The following is a 21,356-nucleotide window of genomic DNA, read 5'->3' as shown; positions in this document are numbered from 1 at the left end:
TGTTTTGTTTAAAAATGACTAAAAACGGACTTTTATAAAAAATACTGACACAAATACTGACACAAAAAAAGGTTTTTATATATTTGGCTTAGGTAAAAATCAAATTTATTGGCTACACTTAAATATTATATTCGGGACAAAAAGTCTCGAAAAGAAACTTCTATAAATTATCGTATTAATTTTTCTGCAACGCAAAAGTTGAGAGGATCGACTTCTTTTAAAATTCAACCTAAATTTTGGGATGAAGAAAAGCAAAAAGTACGCAATCGAACAGAGGTGTCAGAAATTAAAGATTATATCAATAATAAGCTTGTAGATTTTGAAAAGTATATTTTTCAAAAAATAAACAGTTATGATACCAATGCTACAGATGAAATAATTGAATTGCTTAAAGAAGATATTTTAATTTATCTAGGTAAAAAGAAAGTTGAGAAAAAATTAACGTTTTATGAATTTATAAAAAAGTTTATAGACCAGTCGAAAGGGAGGGTTTCAAGTGTAAATAATAAACCTTTATCTGAAAGAACTATTAAAGATTATAAAAGAACTCTTGATTTACTAAAAGAGTTTGAAAAAGCAGAAAACTATAAGCTAAGTTTTGATACGATAACCTTTGATTTTTATTATAGCTTTTTGAGTTACTTAGAAGAGAAAGATTATTCTTTAAATACCATTGGTAAGTTTATAAAAATCTTAAAAGTGTTTTTAAACGAAGCTACCGAACAAGGGCTAAATAATAATCTAACTTTTAGGAGCAAGAAATTTACTAGACCAAGTGAAAATTCATTTCAAATTTATTTGAATGAAGAAGAACTAGAGCGCATGGTGAAATTAGATTTATCAAAAAATAAAGTTCTCGATACTGCTAGAGATTTGTTCATTATTGGTGCTTATACAGGTTTGAGAGTTTCAGATTTTAATAGCTTGAGTAAAGATAATATTGAAGTTTACAAAGGGAGAAAAATACTTAAACTTATTGTTAAAAAGACGAATAGAAGTATTTCTATACCTATTCACCCTAAGGTTGAAGAAGTGATTAAAAAGTATAAAGGTAATTTCCCAAAGAAAATGCCTGACCAGCATATAAATTTAGCACTTAAAACTATTGGAGAAAAAGCAAAAATTAAAGAGAAGCTAACTTTTACAAAGGTTAAAGGCGGTAAAGAAGTTTCTGAAACAAAATTTAAGTACGATATGATTGTTAATCATACCGCAAGAAGATCATTTTGTACAAATGCCTATATTAATAATATGCCAACTCTTGATATTATGGCTATAAGTGGTCATACCTCAGAACAAGTTTTTCTAAACTACATAAAGATAGGAGAGAAAGAACGTGCGTTGAAAATTGCAAATAATAATTTTTTTAATGAAAAGAAATAATACATATAAATATTCTAATTTTTTAAAAATAGATGAAGACACAAGAAGAGATAGAGAATTGCTTAATAGTTTTCTTCTTGATAAAGGATTGTGCCATGTAGGGTCTGAACGATATATATCGGGTGATTATAGGCTGGCTTTTAAAGACGAAATATTAAAAGAAATTTTACAAGAGTTATATGATGAGAAAAATTATGAGGCTATCCCCAAACTTAAAATCCCTAAGATAAAAGCTGAGATTTCAAGAATAACTAATAGAAAAGAAAAAATTAATTATTTGAACAAAGTTAGTAAAGAGTTCTATGAGGAGCTTGATAGCTATTCAGATATTTATAAGGGATATAAACTAGAAGGTGATATTAAAGTTATAGGTTTTAATGATTTAGATGAATACATATTGAGTCTTATGAAGAGAGATTATTATTTGGTGTTATCATTTTTAACTTTATCTATAGGGGATTTTAGGAAAATTTTACAAGGCAGATCATTTGATCTTTTTCGAGACTATAATAGAATGAATGAGGTTTTGGAAGCACAAGAATTCATTTTAGAGTTTCTATGGCATAAAAAAAACGATTCAAACCATACAATTTTTGTTGAGGAAGAATATGAAGATTTGTTCCATAAGATTTTGTTGAATGAAAATGTAATTACTGAACAGGGTGAAAGTAAAAGAGGTTTTCAAACAGTTGCTTATAATTTTTTTTGTATAAAGGAAGCTCTAAGAGGTAGAGTATTTAAGAAAAAAGTAACTCTAAAAGATTTTGCATTGTTTTTAGAAGATAAATATTATATAAAAATTAAAAACCCAGATAAAATGGCAAGTAGAAATCATCTATCTGAAACCATATCAAAAGAGGTTGAATTATTACTTGAGTCTAAAGATTTTTAACATAATTCGTAATAAACGAAAAAAATCGAATTTTTAACGAATTAACTTTTTCAAACTTTTGCATCATAATTATTTAAAACAGTAAATTATGAATACGCAAAAAGTAACGCAAGTTTTACACACAACAACGCAAGATTTAACGCAATCTATTTTAGACGGAGTAGAAGAAAAATTAAACTCCTTTAAAGAGCATTTTCAACCTAAAGAATCTACTGTTTGGGTAAGTAGAAAAGAGGTCTCTGAAATTTTATCAATCGCAATAGTTACTGTAGATGATTGGACTAAAAAAGGAATTCTTGTAGCTTATAGAATTGGAAATAAAAAAAGATTTAAGCGCAATGAAGTAGAAAATGCTTTGGTTAAAATTAGAGGATAGATGGAAAAAGTATTCTCTAAAAAAGAAAAAGGCGCTCTAGGAGCACCTAATTCAGGTAAAAATCTAAGTAAATATACTAATTCTATTAATGATAATCTGTTGATTGTTGCTGATAATTTTCAAGTAGGCTTATTGAGGAGGTATAATTATCTGTCAGACCCATTCTTGATAAAGGAAAATGATTCGTTATTGAGAGATTTTGAAAATCTAAAGCGAATTATTGAAAATGACCCAAGACTTCCGTGGCAGCTAATACAACAAAGTATAGATAGTTTGTATCAGCTAGATAAAAACCTTGTAGGGGTTAACATTAAATTGATTTTTAATGATCTCAAAGAAGAGAATGTTACAAACTTTAAGTCTTGTATTTATGGAATATCAAGCTAATAGTTCTTTTCCTATTGAGGTTTTACCAGAGTATCTGATTAGGTTAATTCAAGAGGCAGATGAGTATTTGAATTGTTCAGTTGAGTACTTTGCTAGTTCCATTTTTTCAGCAACTTCAATTGCTATTGGTAACAAGTACCAATTAAGACTTAAAGATAATTTTCATGTAAAGTGTAATCTGTTTTTTGCGTTGGTTGGTGATGCAGGTGATGGAAAATCTCATCCATTAAAGCTTGCATTTAAGCCAGTATATGAAATGGAGAGTTTATTGTATGATAAATATAAGAATGAGTTAAAGGAGTATGAATTACAAGATGATGAAAATAAAAAACAATTAGATAAGCCAGTTTATATAAAATCTGTTTTAAAAGACTTTACCCCAGAGTCATTGCTTAAAATTCATTCATTAAACTTAAAGGGAGTTAATATTGTGGTAGATGAGTTATTTGGCTGGATAAACAGTTTTGGAAGGTATAGTAAAAGTTCAGGAGAGCAAGAAATGTATTTAAGTTTATGGAGTGGTGATTCTATAACAGTTGATAGAAAAGGGGATGAGCCTGTAAGGATTGATAATACTTTTGTTGGGTTGATAGGGACTTTACAAACAAAGCTTTTGTCAAACTTGAAAAATGATAATAGAGATAGTAATGGTTTTATAGAAAGAATGTTGTTTGTATTAAATAGAAGTCCCAAGCCTCTTTTATGGAATGAAAATGATATTGATGATTCTTTGATGAAATTGTATAGCAACTTTATTTATTCGTTGTACACAAAAGAGTTTTTAGATAAGGGGTCTATAGAATATATGACACTTACTAAAGAAGCAAAAGATTATTTAATTGATTGGCAAAACGCAAAACGCAAAGAGTATTTTTACGCAAACCTGCCAATACATACGGCTATTTTAGCAAAGTATGAAGTGTATGTTTTAAGATTCTCAATAATTTTAAAAGCTATTTACTCTTATTACTGTAATAAGGATATGCTTAAAATAGATTTGTTTACTATTCATAGCGCAATAAAAATTGTAGAGTATTATTTTGAAAACGCAATTCGTGTTCATAATTTAATTCATAATAAAGACCCGCTAAAAGAATTAAATGAAAAACAAAATACACTCTATAAAAAGTTAGAGTATGTCTTTCAAACAAAGGATATGGTAAAAATTGGTAATGAATTAGGTATTCCTGAAAGAACAACTAAAGATTTTTTAAAAAATAAAATAGATGTTCTTTTCACAAAACTAGATCACGGAAAGTATAAAAAACTATATTAATACAATTGCACTATCTGCATTTTCTGCACAATAAATTAGTAAAGTGCAGAAAGTGCAGTAAATGTATTAAAGCTGTTTAAGCCAAAACCTTTTCAGTTTTACTCTCAAACGCTTCTTTTAAAACTGCTTGCATTAGCATATTGGCGTGTTGTTCGCTTTGGGTAATTTCTTGCTCTAAGGTACTACATTTTTGCATTAAGGCTTCTACTTTTTCAACTATTGCTTTTTGTTCTTCAAATGGTGGTAAAGGAACAGGACAAGTCATTATTTGACTCTTTTTCAGATTCGTTTGTTTTTTACCATCATTAAAACTTAAATAATGTTTATTTCTGTCTAATAAATACAATAGATATTTTGGGTAAATACCGTTTATTGGAACTATACCTCCAATTCGTTGATTTAATGAGTATTTGTCATTTTCGTCTATTATGAAACATCTACTTAATGCTCTACCATTTGGAACATCACTCATAACTATTGCAATTTCATCTACAAACATTGGCATCATTAGGTTACCTGTGTATTTAACTTTTTCGCCATTTGTTGATACAAATTTTGAGTTGATTAACACATACTTACCATCAGCATCAACAAATTGTTCGTGAGCTTTTCCATTTTTAAATAATGTGACTTCATCAAGAATACACCAAGTCCAATTTTTAGGAATTTCAAAAGGAATTTCGTCCTCTGTAATTGGTGGTAATGGTTTTTCCTTTCTAATCTTCTTTTCTTTTATTAACTGTTGTTTTTCTTCTTTTATCTGTTTTAATAATTCGCTTGCAGGTTCTGTATTAAGGTTTTCTTCTCGCCATTCTTGTGTCAGTTTACCTTGTATGGCTTCTTGTAAAATGGCTTGTTTTAGTTGAAAAATGAGTTGTTTTTGGGTTTGGATTTCAGAATCTAATGAAGAAATTTTGACACAGTGTTGTTGGATTTCAAAGATTCTATTTTCAATAAATTCATTAAAGTATGTAATATTTTTTATTTGATTCTTTTCAAAATCTGATAAAAAAGCTACAATCTTTTCTTGAATTTCAACTGTAGGAACAGGAAATTCCATTCCTTCAATCTTTTTGCTACTTACATTAGGTTGTGCACCTCCCCAAGCCAAGGACTTAACTTTTTCTTCAACTCCTCGTGCTATCCAATAAACATATTTGTCATAAAACAAACTATTATCCTTTAACTCAAATTTACCTACTCGCTGATTTAAATATAATTTACCTAACCCTTTTTCTACTATTGCTAATTTTCCAATAGTTCCACCAGTCATTGCAATAATTATATCTCCTTCAAATAATTCATATTTTTCTAAATCTTCTGACTCTTGATAATATCTAACATTATCTAAAACAATTTTTTCATTTTGAAAATCTGAAATCCGTATGACAGGAATGCCCTCTTCTTGATATTCTTTTGATTTAAAAGCATAACCACCAACAATTTTAAAATATTCACTTAATGGTTTAGGTTTATATTCTTCAGATAAATATTCATTGATTAATGCTATATAAGTACTTATATTCTTAAAAAATAATTCTCTCCACATTATAAACTGCTTTTAATTTCAGAGAATAAATTATTGGAAATTGAAAATGACTTTTCAAGTTTTTCCAATGTTTCATTTACAGTTAAAATTTCTTCCTCTTCCTCTTTCGTTGGGTTTTTAATATCTAAATCCCAATCTTTTAAATCGTTAATATTTACTTTCCAAGCTTGGTCGTTTTCTTCTCGGTTATTCCACCATTTAATTAAAGGTTCAAACTCATTAAACTGTATGGGTTTTGTTTTAGAATAACTTTTTTGTCCTTCTGGTAATTTATGTTCGTAATACCAAATGTCTTTGGTTTTGTTTCCTTTTTCAAAGAATAATAAATTGGTACTAACAGTTGCAGGAAAAAAGGTAGTTTGTGGTAAACGAATTATGGTGTGCAAATTCGTATCAGTCAATAACTTTTCTCTAATTCTTGCTTTTACACCATCTCCAGTAATTGAACCATCAGGCAAAACAATGGCACAACGCCCTTTTGGTTTTAAGAGTTGCAACATTAAAATCACAAATAAATCGGCAGATTCCTTACATCTATACGTTGCAGGAAAGTTGGTTTCTACACCATCTGCTATACTCGCACCAAAAGGTGGATTTGCCAAAATAACATCTACTTGGTCTTTACGTCCAATACTGTTGTATTCCTTTTTTAAACTATCAATATAATGATAGTCTGGAACATCCATTTCGTGTAATATTAAGTTGGTTAATCCTAACACATAAGCTACAGGTTTTAATTCCCAACCTGTAATGCTATTTTGCAAGGTGTGTTCGTCATCAACTGTATTTACATAGTGTTCTCTAACGTGGTCTATTGCTGCTGTTAAAAATCCGCCTGTTCCTGCTGCTGGGTCAAGCACTTTTTCTCCCAATTTTGGGTCGGTCATTTGTGTCATTAATTGCGTAACTGCTCTTGGTGTATAATATTCACCTTTGTTTCCTGCATCACGCAATTCTTGTAAAATGCTTTCGTAAATATTGCCAAAAATGTGTTTGTCGTCAGAATTGTTAAAGTCAATTTCGTTAAGCTTGTTAATGACTTTACGCATTTCGTAACCACTTTTCATATAGTTGTTAGAACCATCAAACACCTCTTTAACTATGGCAGCACGTTTTGGGTTATTTACGCTTGTTAAAATACGCAAGGTTGCAAACAAACCTCTGTTGCTTTGTGCGTTACTATCTATAAATTCTAATAAATCTTCTCCTGTAATTCCTTCTGGGTCGCTTGCCCAAGTTCTCCATTGAAATTTCTCTGGAATGACAGATTGATAATCGTCTTTTAATATTTCTAATTCTTGGTCTTTATCGTCAATAATTTTTAAAAAGAGCATCCAGCCTAATTGCTCTAATCGTTGTGCATCACCAGAGATACCTCTGTCTTGACGCATTATATTTCTTATGCTGCTTACTACTGCTGCTACGTTTGCCATTTAATTAGTTTCGTTTATTAGTTCGTCTTCAAATTCAATGTTTTCATCAATAATTTCAGACTCATTGTTGTTCTGATTATTTGCATATTCTGCAACTTTCACTTTCTTATCAATTGCTACCATTACACATTTTCCTCTTTCTTCTAAAAACTTACTGTAATTATTTTCTAGAGATGCTTTATATGCTTCTTCATTTATAAAATGTGATTTTAAATGTTCAGAAATATCATGGTTTTGTAAGGCATATTCATTTAAATAATTTTTTGGGAATTTATTTGAAATTTCTCTGTTCAATCTACCCGAAATAAGCGCAAAATTTAATAATGAATTTATTTCTCTGGCAGATACACCAAAATCATCTTTTAATGAATATGGGAAGAAGTGATGGTTTTCTTTTCCGTTAGATTTTGATATGTTGGTTTTGTCTAATATTACCGTTTGCCCGTTGTCAAAATCCACTGGTTTATTTAATGACATTAAACATAATACACCATTTTTTATAACCGATTTGTTTTGCATTCTAACTTTAACTAATTCTTTTAAGGTTAGCGTTACAGGGAATACATTATCTTTAGGCTGGGTGTCTATTAAGGATTTTATCCAATTGGCATCTTCAGTCATTTTAGTTAAACTGGAACTAGAGAAACGTGCTGAAAAAGTTGCTGTCCAAAACCAATTTTCAATGTATTTTTTATGTTCGTTCTTTACACTTTTTAAACCTGAATGGTAAAAATAAAGTTGTAGTATAGGCATAAAAGAGTTGTAGGGCAAAAACGAAATAAAAGGCACTCCGAATGATTTTACAAAATCAGTTGCTATTCTTATTGACTCCGTTGTTTTATCCCAAGCGTCTTTACAGTTTGTCGCTGTTAGTTTTAATTGATTTTTATTAGTACAATCCCCATAAATATTAAGCGCTAAAGATTGCGTAAATATTTCGTTTTCTAAACCACCAAACACTCTGACATTGGCTTCATTATTGAATCTTTTTATTTTATCTCTCAAATCAAAATTTGGTGACCAAGCACTGGCGTGTACTAAATCAAACAATGATAGTCTTTTCCCTCCTTGGTTTATCCGTTCAAAGATATCAACAACCTCTTCTAGTTCCATTTTTAGTGTTTTAATAATACTAATAGGATAGTCGCTAAATACTTGATGGCAGGCACTCCAATTTCCAGATAAATCAGTTTCATTTTTTACATCGTACAGCGTATATTCTTTTAAAACATTACCATATTCTGCTGTGTTAAATAATTTCCAGGCAGGTACATTGTGTTGCTCTGTTTTTAAACGAGGAATTTGAAATATTTTCTTTTCAACATTAAAGCAAATAGAAGCGTAATCTGTATTGTTCAATTTTTTGCCATTTAATGCGACGTATAAAGATGTAATACGTTGTTGTCCATCAAGAATAAAGCTATATAAATTTGACTCTGGATCTTTCGGAAAATCTAATTCTTCTATTTCACGACAAAAATTTTTGTATTCCTTATTTGCCATCCATAAAAAGAATGAACCGATTGGGTATTGTGCGTAAATGCTATTTAAGAGTTTTACAATTTTGGAACGTTCCCATACATATCCACGCTGAAAGCGCGGAATCTTCATATTTCCACTTTCTAATTCATTAAAAACTTTTTTTAAATTCCAGTTATTAATTATTTCTATGCGTTGTTCCATTTATGCGGTTGTGTTGTATAATTCGTTTTCTAATTCCTTTAAAGCTTTTAAATACTCTGGTTTACCACCAAAAGATTTAATAAGCTCCATTGCTGTACCTAATTTATTTAAAGGGTCAAGTTTTAATACTTCTGTACTTTCAATGGTTAATAAACCATCTTCTGCATATTTATCGAGTAAACTATTTAAAACCGCTTGTGCTTTGTCTCCATATTTGGTGAAATAGTTTCTCTTTTTTACGTTGTTTGCTCGTTCTTTTCTGGTTAATGGTTTTGCTTCAAAAGCTACGTGACAGATTAAATCGAAAGGGTCAAAATCTTTACCAACTTCATCTTTAAGCGCCTCAAAGAAAATGCCTTGTTCTTCTAATTCTTTGATAATCGCTTCTTTTTTTTCTGCATTGTTCCAAGTACTTAAGAACTTTTCTAAACTTTGATATTGCTTTGTCACGTTGTTTTTGGTGTAGTCTTTTAGACTTTCGGTAATGATTTTACCATCATTTCCTAAATACTGTACACGTTCATTGACTATTTTTACTTGAACGCCATCTACTCGAATTTTTTCTCTTCTTGTATCTTCTTCAATTTCTCCGCCGCCTTGAATGTCTGGAAATTCTACTTCTTCGCCATCTAAAATGTCTGTGATAACTTCATCTGTGGTTTCATCTTCTGCTCCAGATAAATCATCATCTTCACCAACTTGTTTTATCATTACTGGGTCGCCATCAAAATCAGGGTCAGCAAATAGGTTGGTTACATTCCTAAAATCCATAATGGTAAAATAGGTTTTACCATATTCCTCATTTATTCTCGTTCCACGACCAATAATTTGTTTAAACTCGGTCATTGAACCAATATTACTATCTAAAACAATGAGTTTACACGTTTGAGCATCAACTCCTGTAGTCATTAATTTAGAAGTGGTTGCAATAACTGGATAAGGTTCACTTGGATTGATAAAACTATCTAACTCACGTTTTCCTTCTTCGTTATCGCCAGTAATTTGCATAACATACTTATTGTTTTGGGCAAATAAGTCGGCATTGGCGTTAGCCAATGCGGAACGCATTCCTTCTGCGTGCTCAATATCAATACAGAAAACGATTGTTTTTGCAAATCGGTCATAACCTTTTAAAAATTCGGTAATCTTTTTTGCTACTAATTTTCTGCGTTCTTCAACGACAATATTTTTGTCGAAATCTGTTCTGTTGTAAATTCTATCTTCAACTGGATTTCCGCTTTTATCCACAAAACCTTGTGTTGGTCGCCAACCTTCCGCATCAATATCTAAGGTGACTTTTACAACTTTGTAAGGCGCAAGAAAACCATCATCAATTCCTTGTTTTAACGAATAGGTGTAAATTGGTTCTCCGAAATAATCAATATTTGAAACTTCGGTGGTTTCTTTTGGTGTTGCAGTTAAACCTATATGAGTTGCTTTGTCAAAATAAGCTAAAATCTTACGCCATTTACTATCTTCTTTTGCGCTTCCTCTATGACACTCGTCAATAACTACTAAATCAAAAAAATCAGGGCTGAATTTTTTATATGCATCTTCGGATTTACTATCCGATAACCCTTGATATAATGCTAAATAAATATTGTAAGCCGTATCAATTTTCTTGTGTTTTATGATTGTTAGCGCATCTTTAAAATGTCTGAAATCGCCACGAGCTGTTTGGTCAATTAATGCAGTTCTGTCTGCTAAAAATAAAATTCTCTTTTTTGCTCCACTTTTCCAAAGTCTATAAATGATTTGAAAAGCTGTATAAGTTTTTCCTGTTCCAGTTGCCATTACCAAAATAATTCGGTCTTGACCTTTTGCAACTGCTTCGGTTGTTCTATTTACTGCAATTTGTTGGTAATATCTTGGACTACGACCAGAACCATCTTGAAAATAATCTTGTTTGGCGATTTCTTCAACTTCTTCGGTTTCAATTCCCTTGTATTTTTTGTATTTCTGCCAAAGCATTTCAGGACTTGGAAATTCGTCTAAAGTCAGTTCTTTTTCAATTTCTCCGTCTGTTGCTGTTTTGTCGTGAAAATAAAATCCATCTCCATTACTACTAAACACACAAGGAATATCCAAGGTATTGGCGTAGCCAAGCGCTTGTTGAATTCCACTTTTTACGCTGTGTTTGTTGTCTTTTGCCTCTATTATGGCAATCGGAACATTCGGTTTGTAGAAAAGTATATAGTCCGCAAATTTTCGCTTTCCTCTAGTATGAACCCTTCCTCTTACATGGATTCGACCATCTGTGAAGAAAATTTCACGTCCTAATTGTGTTTGCTCATCCCAACCTGATTTTAATATAGCAGGTGTGATATATTTGGCTTTTATGTCAGATTCAGACAGGTTCTTTTTTTTCATGCATTTTGAACTTTGTGACTAAAATACATTTTATTTAATATCTTTTGCTAGAAATTGCGTAATTGTGCAGAATGCAATTTAATGTCGGTATAGTTTTCTTGTCTAAAAAAAAGGTAAAAATCAAAGCTGTTTGAATTTATTATTAAAGCGCAAAAAAAGCAGCGCAAAAAAACGCAAAATATTTATATATATAAATTTATTATGTCTTTTGTTTGTCTGATTTACCCCGATTGGATAGAGGGGTAATGAAATGAAGGCTTTTTGTTTTTATAATTTAACAACGCAAAACGCAAAGTTAGTTTTTGTGAATTTGGTTTATTTTTTATATTTTTACTCTGCGACTTTATAGAGGCACTAGGAATTGTACCTAAGAAAACTCTCTTTATTTAGTCGCTTTTTTTATTTGGTAAAGTTAGAAAGCTACCAAATAAAGGGAATCTTCTAAGCGATTTATACATTAATTTTCCGAAAAATACTGACGCAAATACTGACACAAAAATTATGTATTAAAATGTAAAAAGCTTATAATCAGTAGATTATAAGCTTTTAAAGTGGTCCCACATGGGCTCGAACCATGGACCCCCTGATTATGAGTCAGGTGCTCTAACCAACTGAGCTATAGGACCTGTTTTATTTGGAATGCAAAAATAAAAACTTTTTTAAATAAACAGCTATTTTTTTACACTTTTCTACTCATTAAATTTTCACCGAACACGCGTAAACCCTCTTTTTGTTGCTCACTAATATTTAAGTGTTCAAGACATTCAAAAGCCTTATTTGTGTAGTACTCAATAAGTTTAAAAGTTTCTTCAGGAATATTGTTGTTTCTAAAAATGGTAGAAACAGTAGTTATTTTTTCTGTATTGTTTTTTTCTTGTCCGTTATATAAATTTAATAAACTTTCTTTATCGTTAGGATTGGAAACTTCTAAAGCTTTTAAGTATAAGTAAGTCTTTTTATTTTCTATAATGTCACCACCTACTTGTTTTCCAAATGATTCAGGATCTCCGAAAGTATCTAAATAATCATCTTGTAACTGAAAAGCGATACCTAAATTTAAACCGTAGTTATATAAATGTTGTGCCTCTTTTTCATCAGCTTTAGCTACAATAGCGCCCATTTTTAACGCAGCAGCAACTAAAACAGATGTTTTCAAGGTGATCATTTTGATGTATTCCTCAATGGTTACATCATTTCTTGTTTCAAAATCAACATCCAATTGCTGTCCGTCGCAAACCTCTAAAGCAGTTTTGCTGAATAACTGTGCTAGTTTTTGAAATACTGTAGGCTCATAATTTTCAAAATATTGATAAGCCAAAATCAGCATAGCATCTCCAGAAAGAATAGCTGTATTGATATCCCATTTTTCATGAACAGTTTCGTTTCCTCTACGTAAAGGAGCATCATCCATAATATCGTCATGCACTAAAGTAAAGTTGTGAAAAACTTCAACAGCTAATGCGGCAGGTAATGCTTCTTTGTAATTGCCCGAAAAAATATCAGCAGCAATAAGAGTAAGCATTGGGCGAATTCTTTTTCCTCCTAATTGAAGTATATAATCAATTGGTTCATAAAGGTTTTTAGGTTCTCTAGAAAATTTATGAGATTCTAAATAAGCTATAAAGTCTGATTGATATGATAATATGTCCAAATCTGAAAATTTTTGTAAAAATACGGTAAACAAAAATTCTAATGGTAAGTCTGTGTTAAAAAAAGACTAAAACTAAGGAAACTTTTTTTGTTTCTAAAGTTTCCTGTTGTATTTTTGCCCTCGATTATGAGAAATAAAATTATTAATAAAGCAGGAGAAATGTTTTTAACCTTAGGGTTTAAAAGCACAACGATGGATGATATAGCGAAAGAGCTTGGGATGTCTAAAAAGACATTATACAAGTACTTTCCTAATAAAACGTCTTTGGTAGATGTAAGTACTGAGGCAGTTCATAACACAATTAGTGAAACAATTAACGCAGTTAAAAGTCAAAATTATAATGCTGTAGAAGAAGAATTTGCTGTAAAAGCAATTTTTAAAGAGATGCTTAAAAATTCAAAAGCATCACCTATGTATCAGCTTAAAAAGTACTACCCAGAAACCTATGCAAAGTTAATGGAACGTGAGGTGTGTATGTTTAGAGATTGTATTGTAAGTAATTTAACCAAAGGAATTGAACAAGGATTGTATAGAGCAGATATTGACAAAGAGCTAATGGTGAATTTTTATTTTACCTTGGTTTTTGGAGTTTTTGAAAGCGAATTATATGGAGATGAAGTTCAAGAAATAATGAAAATTGAATATGAGATATTAGAATATCATATCAGAGCAATTGCCACTGAGAAAGGAGTAAAAGAACTAGAAAAACAACTAAAAATTACGAATCAAAATTAAAAACAATGAAAAAATACATAAGTAGTGTATTTATATTCTTTTTTATAGGGAGTATTATAGCCCAAGAACAAGAAAAAGAAATGAGCTTATCAATGCAAGAAGCAATTGATTATGCTATAAAAAACAGTTACGAGAACAAAGTTTCTTTAAATAATATTGAGGCAGCAAAAAAGAAAAAATGGGAAACAACCACAATTGGTTTACCACAAATTAATGGAAAAGTAGAGTATCAAAACTGGATAAAACGACAAGTTTCATTTTTACCAGCAGAGTTCACAGGAGGTGAACCAGGTACTTTTGAACCAGTAACATTTGTCCCAGAACAAACCATGAACGCCTCTGTAACACTTACTCAGTTAATTTTTGATGGTTCGTATTTGGTAGGATTACAATCAGCAAAAACGTATTTGAAAATTTCAGAACAAGCTAAAGAGAAAACAGAATTAGCAACTCGTGAAGCTGTAGTTAATGCTTATGGAAACGTATTGGTTAATGAAAAATCAATAGAAATCTTAAAAAGAAATAAAGCTATACTTGAAAAAAACTTAGATGAAACTCAGAAAACATACGATAATGGGTTAACTGAGTTAGAAAACGTAGAACAACTTCAAATTACTTTAGGAAATGTAGAAAGTAATTTAAGAAATGCAGAAAGACTAAAAGAAATAGCATATCAAATGCTGAATGTTTCACTAGGAAATTCAATTGATACTCAGCTAACTTTAACCTCTACTTTAGATAATTTAGTTGTAGAGAATACTGATTTAAGTTTGTTGGCAAGCCAGTTTAATATTGATAATCATATTGATTTTAGAATTGCTCAAAACGACAGAGAAAGTAAGCGTTTGTTAATGAGGTTAGAGCAAAGTAAGGCTCTGCCAAGTTTATCTGCTTTTATAAACTACGGGGCAAATGCAAACTCAGATGATTTTAACTTTTTAGATAGCGACCAAAAATGGTATGATTACTCTTTATTCGGAGTAAGTTTAAACGTGCCTATTTTTAGTTCTTTCGGAAGAAGTTCAAGAACAGCGCAAGCTAAAATAGAATTAGAGAATGCTGATATCCGATTAGAAGAAGCGAAGCAAAAATTAAATCTCCAAGTTGAAACCGCTAAGAGCGAATATCAATTAGGAATAGAAAGCTATGAAACTGCTAAGAAAAATTTAGCCTTAGCAGAGCGCATTGAGAAAAAGCAACAAGTAAAGTTTTTTGAAGGAATTTCTTCAAGTTTCGATTTGTTACAAGCACAAAACCAGCTATACACACAACAAAACAACTATGTACAATCAATGTTGAACGTAATAGCCAAAAAAGCACAGTTAGAAAACGCATTAAATTTACCACTAAAACAAAATCAACTATAATGAGAAAAATATATTCACTATTCGCAATTACATTGCTTTTGGCTTCTTGTGGAGGCAAAAAAGAGCAATCGGTACAAGATGTAATTACATCTAACGACTTAGCTAAAATTCGAGAGAAAAAAGCAACATTAGAAGATAAAATACAAGTATTAACTGAAGATATTAAACTTTTAAATAGTAAAATATCTGAGTTAGATACCAATAAAAAAGTTCCTTTAATCACTGTTCTTTCAGCAAAAGAAGAAGTGTTTGACCATTATTTAGAACTACAAGGAGCTGTTCAAACAAAACAAAATGTACTAATTTATCCTGAAATGCCTGGACTTTTAACGCGTATCTACGTAAAAGAAGGACAGTATGTTAATAAAGGACAAGCCCTAGCAAAGATTGATGATGGAGGTTTGGCTAATCAATTAGCACAAATTGAAGCGCAAGCAGCTTTAGCAGAAACAACCTACAAACGTCAAGAGCGTTTATGGAATCAAAAAATAGGATCAGAAATTCAGTATTTACAAGCAAAAACAAATTACGAAGCACAAACCAATGCTGTTAGTCAGTTAAGAAGACAATTGGCAAAGTCGGTAATTACTGCGCCTTTTTCAGGAGTAATTGATGATGTAATAAAAGAGCAAGGAACAGTGGTAGCACCAGGCATGGGTTCAGAAGTCTTTAGAATAGTAAACTTAAAAAATATGTATATCGAAACCGATGTACCTGAAAGCTATATTACGTCTATTAAAAAAGGGAAAAATGTAGAAGTTGAGTTTCCTGTATTAGGAGAAAAATTGACTTCTAAAATTCGTCAAGCAGGTAATTTTATCAATCCAGCAAACAGAACATTTAAAGTAGAAGTTGAGGTTCCTAATAAAGATGGAAACATCAAGCCAAATTTAACAGCGAAGTTAAAAATCAATGATTATTCTAACGAAAAGGCAATTCTAATACCACAAAGTATTATTTCAGAAAATGCGAATGGCGAACAATATGTGTACGTAGTAGAAGATATCAAAGATCAAATAGGGACTGCTAAACAAACAATTATAACTACAGGAAAAACACAAGGAGATATTATTGAGGTGTTGAGCGGTATTGAAAGCGGGACAAAAATTATTGATGAAGGAGCGCGTAGTGTTAAAAACGGACAAGAGGTTAAAATACTAGACGTTAGTCAGTAGCTATTAGCTAATAGAATGGAGGAAATTAAATTTAAGTTTGAAGATTTAAAAGTGTATCAAAAAGCACTAAGTTTTGTTGATGTTGTGTATCAAATAAGTAATTCTTTTCCTAAAGAGGAAAACTACCGATTAACATCACAGTTTATTCGTGCAGCAACTTCAATAGCATTAAATATTGCTGAAGGTTCAGGAGATACCAATCCTCAGTTTTCTAGGTTTTTACAAATAGCACTAGGTTCTGTTAAAGAATGTGTGGTGTGTGTAACAATAGCTAAAAATCAAAAATATATTTCAACAAAGGAAGAAAGTAATTTAAGAGAAAAACTAGAAGAATTATTAAAAATGATAAGTAGTCTTCAAAAGTATCTTAAAAACACTAATGACTAAAAACTAAAGTCTAATGGCTGATAACAAACAAAAAAAACAAGTAGATAAAGAATTTGGTTTATCCTCTTGGGCAATAAATAACAAAACAACCATCTATGTAATGATGGTTATGATATTTATCTCTGGTATCTCGGCATTTTTAAGTATGCCAAGAGAGAGCTTTCCTGAAATTAAAGAAACCAAAATTTATGTTAGTTCTTTATATCCAGGGAACACTGCAGAAGATATTGAAAAACTAATTACCGATCCGTTAGAAGATAGACTAAAAACGGTGAGTAATGTGGTTGAAATTACTTCTACATCACAAGAAGATTACTCGATGGTAGTAGTTGAATTTGATGAAAACATTACAGTTGATCAAGCAAAACAAAAGGTAAAAGACGAAATAGATCAAGAAACATCTGGTGAAGATTGGCCTACATTTAACGGGGCTAAAGTAGAACCGAATGTTTTTGAATTGAGTCTTTCTGAAGAAATGCCAATTTTAAATATCAATATTTCTGGAGATTATCCTGTTGATAAATTAAAAGAATTTGGTGAATATTTAGAAGATGAGATTGAAGATTTACAAGAAATAAAAAAAGTAGATATCCGTGGTGCTGAAGAAAAAGAAGTTGAGGTAGCTGTAGATATTTACAAAATGATGGCAGCTCAAGTAAGTTTTCAAGACGTTATCAATTCCATTAACGGAGGAAACTTAACCATGTCGGCAGGTAATTTAATTGCCAGTGGTCAACGACGTACAGTGCGTATTTTAGGAGAGATTGAAAATCCGCAAGAATTACAAGATTTTGTTGTGAAATCTGAAAAAGGAAATTCTATTTACTTAAAAGATATTGCTAAGGTTTCTTTTAAAGACAAAGACAAAACTACGTATGCTCGCGAATTCGGAGCAGCTGTGGTGATGCTAGACGTGAAAAAGCGTTCAGGAAAAAACATGGTAGAAGCTGCTGAAAAAATTCAGAAAATTGTTGAAGAAGCTAAAGCAAATGTTTTTCCAAGTAACTTAAAAATAACCATTGCTAACGATCAATCTTCAAAAACTATTGGTCAGGTAGATGATTTAGTAAACAACATCATTTTTGGGGTAATTCTGGTAGTATTAGTGTTAATGTTCTTCTTAGGGTTCAAAAATGCCTTATTTGTTGGATTTGCAATACCAATGTCAATGTTCATGTCATTAATGATATTGAGTTGGTTAGGATATACCATGAACACCATGATTCTTTTCGGATTAATTATGGGATTAGGTATGTTGGTAGATAACGGTATTGTAGTTGTAGAAAACGTATACCGTTTAATGGATGAAGGAATGCCAAGGATTGAGGCAGCAAAGAAAGGAATTGGAGAAATCGCATTTCCAATTATCATCTCAACGGCAACAACTGTGGCTGCATTTATTCCGTTAGGAATGTGGCCAGGAACGATGGGGCAGTTTATGATATACTTCCCTGTAACATTATCTGTAGTATTAGGTTCATCATTATTTGTAGCTATTTTCTTCAACTCAGTGTTGGTATCACAATTTATGAGTGTTGAAGATAAAAACATGCCGTTAAGACGTATTATCATCTTATCATCAGTAATGGCAGTGATAGGATTATTAATAGCATTTTTAGGCGGAACTTACCGAGCATTAGGAACTGTAATGATTTTTACAGCAATCATGTTGTGGATGTACCGATTGTTTCTTAGACCTTGGGCAAACGCTTTTCAAAACAGCGTGTTGCCACGTTGGGAACGTATGTATGAAAAAACACTTCGCGCAGCTTTAAAAGGTTGGAGACCTTATATTATTTCTTTAGGAACATTAGTTTTATTATTTATAGCTTTTGGAGGTTTTGGAGCTTCAGTAGGAAGCCAACGTACAAAAGTAGAATTCTTCCCAGATAATACTCCGAATCAGATTATTGTATATATCGAGTATCCGCAAGGAACCGATATAGAAAAAACAAATCTGATTATGAAAGATATAGAAGAGCGTGTGTATAAAATATTAAACGCACCTGAATATGTGAATAATGGGTACAATTTCATGGTAGAAAGTGCGGTTTCTCAAGTAGGAGCAGGTTCTGGAAATCCGCAAACTGATGGAGGTTCAACTGCAGAAATGCCGCATAAAGGTAAAATAACGGCGTCTATGCGTGAATATAAATATCGTGAAGGGGCAGATAGTAAGGAGTTGCAAAGAAAAGTAACCGAAGCCTTACGTGGAATTTATCCAGGATTAGAAATTTCAGTAGAAAAAGAAGCTGTAGGACCACCTGTAGGGTATCCAATCAATATAGAGTTAGAAGGAAACGATTACGGAGAATTAATTACCACTGCTGAAAAAATGCGTGAATTTATCAACACTAAAAGTATCGCAGGTATTGATGAGTTAAAGATTGATGTAAACAAATCGAAACCATCAATGTTGGTAAATGTTGATCGTAAAAAAGCAGGAGAATTAGGAGTGAGTTCATCGCAAGTAGGTAATCAGCTACGTAATGCTATTTTTGGTTCGAAAGCAGGAGTTTACAAAGAAGACGGAGATGATTACGATATTTACGTTCGCTTTAATGAAGAAAATAGATATAACAAAAGTGCTGTTTTCAATCAGAAGATCACTTTTAGAGATATGGCTACAGGAACCATTAAAGAAATTCCGATATCTGCAGTAGCAGAACAAACTAATACTTCAGGTTTTAGCGCCATTAAGCACAAAGATGTTAAAAGGGTGGTAACAGTTTATTCAGCATTAGCTCCTGGTTATACAGATGCGGCTGCAATTGTATCTAAAATTCAGCAAGAAATGAAATCGTTTACTGAAAAACCAGATTCAGTAAAAGTGGATTATACAGGGCAAATCGAAGAGCAAAATAAACAAATGGCTTTCTTAATGAAAGCGTTTTTTGGCGGACTAGGGTTAATCTTTTTAATCTTGATATTTCAATTCAATTCGGTTTCAAAACCAGGAATCATCATGTTAGCTATTTTCTTGAGCTTAATTGGTGTTTTTGGAGGATTAATCATTACGGCAAAACCATTCGTAATTATGATGACGATGATGGGTATTATTTCCCTTGCTGGTATTGTGGTAAATAACGGAGTGGTACTGCTAGATTATACACAATTATTAATAGATCGTAAAAAGGTGGAGCAAGGACTTGCTCCTGATGAATATGTAGATGTGCGTACTTTAGGAGAAGTAGTAATTAGAGGAGGTAAAGCACGTTTACGTCCAGTATTATTAACGGCGATTACGACCATTTTAGGATTAATCCCGTTAGCAACAGGGTTAAACATTAACTTCTTTACATTGGCAAGTGAGTTAAATCCGCACATATATGTAGGGGGAGATAACGTAGTGTTTTGGGGCACCTTTAGCATGGACAGTTATTTACGGACTATTCATTGCTACTTTCTTAACACTAATAGTAGTACCGATATTATTCTACTTAGTCACTAAGTTTAAAATGTGGCTACGTAGCGTTCTATAATTGATTTTTTGTTAACTGTAAAAAGGGTTAAAAGCGATACGTTTTTAACCCTTTTTTATATTTTCGTAGTATGAATAAACAGGTTTTTACAGTTGAGGAGATTAAGCGAAAGATGGAGCACTATTGCGTATATCAAGACAGATGTCATAAAGAGATAGAAGCGAAACTAAGAGAATATCGTTTAATCCCTGAAGCGAGAGAGCATATTTTATTACACTTGTTAGAACATAACTTTTTGAATGAAGAACGTTTTTCAAGAAGCTTTGCAAGAGGAAAGTTCAGAATAAAAAAATGGGGAAAAGAACGAATTGTTAGAGAGTTAAAGTTTCGAGATATATCTGCTTACAATATAAAATCAGCATTGAAAGAAATTGATGAAGAAGAATATATCAAAACCTTATATGAATTAGTAGAAAAGAAGAATGCATCGGTTACTGAAACCAATTACTTCAAGCGAAAAAAGAAAATAGCCGATTACCTATTGTACCGTGGTTTTGAAAGTAATTTAGTATACGAAGCGTTAAAAACTATTGATTCTTAAATAAGCTATCCAGATTAATTTCTGTATCGAATTTTTTCTTAGCGTACACAGTATTTATTTTGTCGTTAACGCTACCAAAAATCACCATAATTTTTTCTACTTGATTATTTACTTCACTAGCAGAAATAGACGGAATCAACGTCATATCGGCTAAACGTAACGTTTCGTTTTCAAAAACATTAATGCGAGCCTTAAAAGCAGGAGTTTTAAGTGCTTCAATGTTTAAGCTATCCTTTAGTTGTTTCGATATTTTTTTCAGTTCTACAGCGTTGTTTAAAGCTTCAGTAGGTGTCGTGTTTTTTAACTCATGTAAAAAATCTTCAACGGTAAAATACTCTTTCCAAGGTTTAATTTCTTTTAAATAATCGTCGTTTATTTTTGAGTAATCTGAATGCTTAACCGAAACATGCATTTCAGTTTTTGTAGGTAATTCTGTTTTTTGTTCTTCCTTTTTTTGACAAGAAGAAACTAAAAGAATTAACGAAGCGGTAACATATAAAAAACGACTCATTTTATTTGAAAAATTAAAGCGATAAAAGTACATATTTTACTTGGTATTATCTGTAGATTTAAATTAGAAGTTTGAAATCAGTAGGTTAGCATTCTGTATTGTAGATAGTTAAAAAAGAATAAATACTTTTTGCGAAATCTTAAATTTAATAACTTTGC

General features: G+C 31.4%; 16 protein-coding genes, 1 tRNA gene and 1 pseudogene. 11 read left to right on the top strand and 7 right to left on the bottom strand.

The genetic code is table 11. The features are described 5' to 3' along the window. Positions 1 to 108 precede the first annotated feature (108 nt). The 5 genes from AC3VI6_RS04070 (at position 109) to AC3VI6_RS04050 (ending at position 4,314) form a co-directional block, all read left to right on the top strand. On the top strand, positions 109 to 1,383 hold the full coding sequence (locus tag AC3VI6_RS04070; RefSeq protein WP_497705252.1) for a tyrosine-type recombinase/integrase: 1,275 nt from the start codon (positions 109 to 111) through the stop codon (positions 1,381 to 1,383). After that, positions 1,370 to 2,275, top strand: coding sequence for a hypothetical protein (locus AC3VI6_RS04065; RefSeq protein WP_497705251.1), 906 nt, complete (start codon positions 1,370 to 1,372; stop codon positions 2,273 to 2,275). The genes AC3VI6_RS04070 and AC3VI6_RS04065 overlap by 14 nt, the downstream gene beginning before the upstream one ends. A gap of 88 nt (positions 2,276 to 2,363) precedes the next feature. Beyond that, positions 2,364 to 2,651 carry a helix-turn-helix domain-containing protein gene (locus tag AC3VI6_RS04060; RefSeq protein WP_497705250.1) on the top strand — a complete coding sequence of 96 codons (288 nt, stop codon included), beginning with the start codon at positions 2,364 to 2,366 and terminating at the stop codon, positions 2,649 to 2,651. Beyond that, positions 2,652 to 3,038, top strand: a complete 387-nt coding sequence (locus AC3VI6_RS04055; protein ID WP_497705249.1) for a hypothetical protein — start codon at positions 2,652 to 2,654, stop codon at positions 3,036 to 3,038. Further along, complete coding sequence (locus tag AC3VI6_RS04050; protein ID WP_497705248.1) at positions 3,022 to 4,314, top strand: DUF3987 domain-containing protein; 1,293 nt, start codon at positions 3,022 to 3,024, stop codon at positions 4,312 to 4,314. Before AC3VI6_RS04055 ends, AC3VI6_RS04050 begins: the two co-directional genes overlap by 17 nt. Before the next feature lie 76 nt (positions 4,315 to 4,390). Here the strand turns inward: AC3VI6_RS04050 and AC3VI6_RS04045 are convergent, their stop codons facing one another. The 6 genes from AC3VI6_RS04045 to AC3VI6_RS04020 form a co-directional block, all read right to left on the bottom strand. Beyond that, a complete protein-coding gene (locus AC3VI6_RS04045; protein ID WP_497705247.1) occupies positions 4,391 to 5,863 on the bottom strand; it encodes a restriction endonuclease subunit S in 1,473 nt (490 codons plus the stop codon). After that, the gene (locus AC3VI6_RS04040) at positions 5,863 to 7,296 is read right to left on the bottom strand and encodes a class I SAM-dependent DNA methyltransferase (RefSeq protein WP_497705246.1); all 1,434 of its coding nucleotides are present in this window, start codon (positions 7,294 to 7,296) and stop codon (positions 5,863 to 5,865) included. Before AC3VI6_RS04040 ends, AC3VI6_RS04045 begins: the two co-directional genes overlap by 1 nt. Then, positions 7,297 to 8,979 (bottom strand): DUF262 domain-containing protein, encoded by a 1,683-nt coding sequence (locus AC3VI6_RS04035; protein ID WP_497705245.1) that lies wholly within the window; start codon positions 8,977 to 8,979, stop codon positions 7,297 to 7,299. Next, positions 8,980 to 11,349 carry an EcoAI/FtnUII family type I restriction enzme subunit R gene (gene hsdR, locus AC3VI6_RS04030; protein WP_497705244.1) on the bottom strand — a complete coding sequence of 790 codons (2,370 nt, stop codon included), beginning with the start codon at positions 11,347 to 11,349 and terminating at the stop codon, positions 8,980 to 8,982. It abuts the gene before it with no gap. Positions 11,350 to 11,901: 552 nt separating this feature from the next. Further along, positions 11,902 to 11,975: transfer RNA gene (locus AC3VI6_RS04025), tRNA-Ile, on the bottom strand. 53 nt (positions 11,976 to 12,028) lie between these two features. Further along, positions 12,029 to 13,000, bottom strand: a complete 972-nt coding sequence (locus AC3VI6_RS04020) for a polyprenyl synthetase family protein (protein ID WP_497705243.1) — start codon at positions 12,998 to 13,000, stop codon at positions 12,029 to 12,031. A 126-nt stretch (positions 13,001 to 13,126) separates the two neighbouring features. On the opposite strand from AC3VI6_RS04020, the gene AC3VI6_RS04015 reads away from it, so the two are divergent. The 6 genes and pseudogenes from AC3VI6_RS04015 to AC3VI6_RS03990 all read left to right on the top strand — a co-directional run bounded on the left by AC3VI6_RS04015 (position 13,127) and on the right by AC3VI6_RS03990 (position 20,687). Continuing rightward, a complete protein-coding gene (locus AC3VI6_RS04015; RefSeq protein WP_299032291.1) occupies positions 13,127 to 13,735 on the top strand; it encodes a TetR/AcrR family transcriptional regulator in 609 nt (202 codons plus the stop codon). Positions 13,736 to 13,740: 5 nt separating this feature from the next. Beyond that, positions 13,741 to 15,102, top strand: coding sequence for a TolC family protein (locus AC3VI6_RS04010; protein ID WP_497705242.1), 1,362 nt, complete (start codon positions 13,741 to 13,743; stop codon positions 15,100 to 15,102). After that, positions 15,102 to 16,277 carry an efflux RND transporter periplasmic adaptor subunit gene (locus tag AC3VI6_RS04005; RefSeq protein ID WP_497705241.1) on the top strand — a complete coding sequence of 392 codons (1,176 nt, stop codon included), beginning with the start codon at positions 15,102 to 15,104 and terminating at the stop codon, positions 16,275 to 16,277. The genes AC3VI6_RS04010 and AC3VI6_RS04005 overlap by 1 nt, the downstream gene beginning before the upstream one ends. A 15-nt stretch (positions 16,278 to 16,292) precedes the next feature. Beyond that, entirely contained in the window at positions 16,293 to 16,664 is a 372-nt protein-coding gene (locus tag AC3VI6_RS04000) for a four helix bundle protein (protein ID WP_497705240.1), read from the top strand. A 13-nt stretch (positions 16,665 to 16,677) separates the two neighbouring features. Next, positions 16,678 to 20,146: pseudogene (locus AC3VI6_RS03995) on the top strand (efflux RND transporter permease subunit). A gap of 70 nt (positions 20,147 to 20,216) precedes the next feature. Further along, positions 20,217 to 20,687 (top strand): regulatory protein RecX, encoded by a 471-nt coding sequence (locus AC3VI6_RS03990; protein ID WP_497705239.1) that lies wholly within the window; start codon positions 20,217 to 20,219, stop codon positions 20,685 to 20,687. Here AC3VI6_RS03990 and AC3VI6_RS03985 read toward each other — a convergent pair. Further along, entirely contained in the window at positions 20,674 to 21,198 is a 525-nt protein-coding gene (locus AC3VI6_RS03985; RefSeq protein WP_497705238.1) for a hypothetical protein, read from the bottom strand. The two genes, AC3VI6_RS03990 and AC3VI6_RS03985, sit on opposite strands and share 14 nt — an antisense overlap. Between the last annotated feature and the right edge of the window lie 158 nt (positions 21,199 to 21,356).

The organism is Tenacibaculum sp. TB-56 (assembly GCF_059716275.2).
This window is presented reverse-complemented; position numbering and strand designations above follow the sequence as displayed.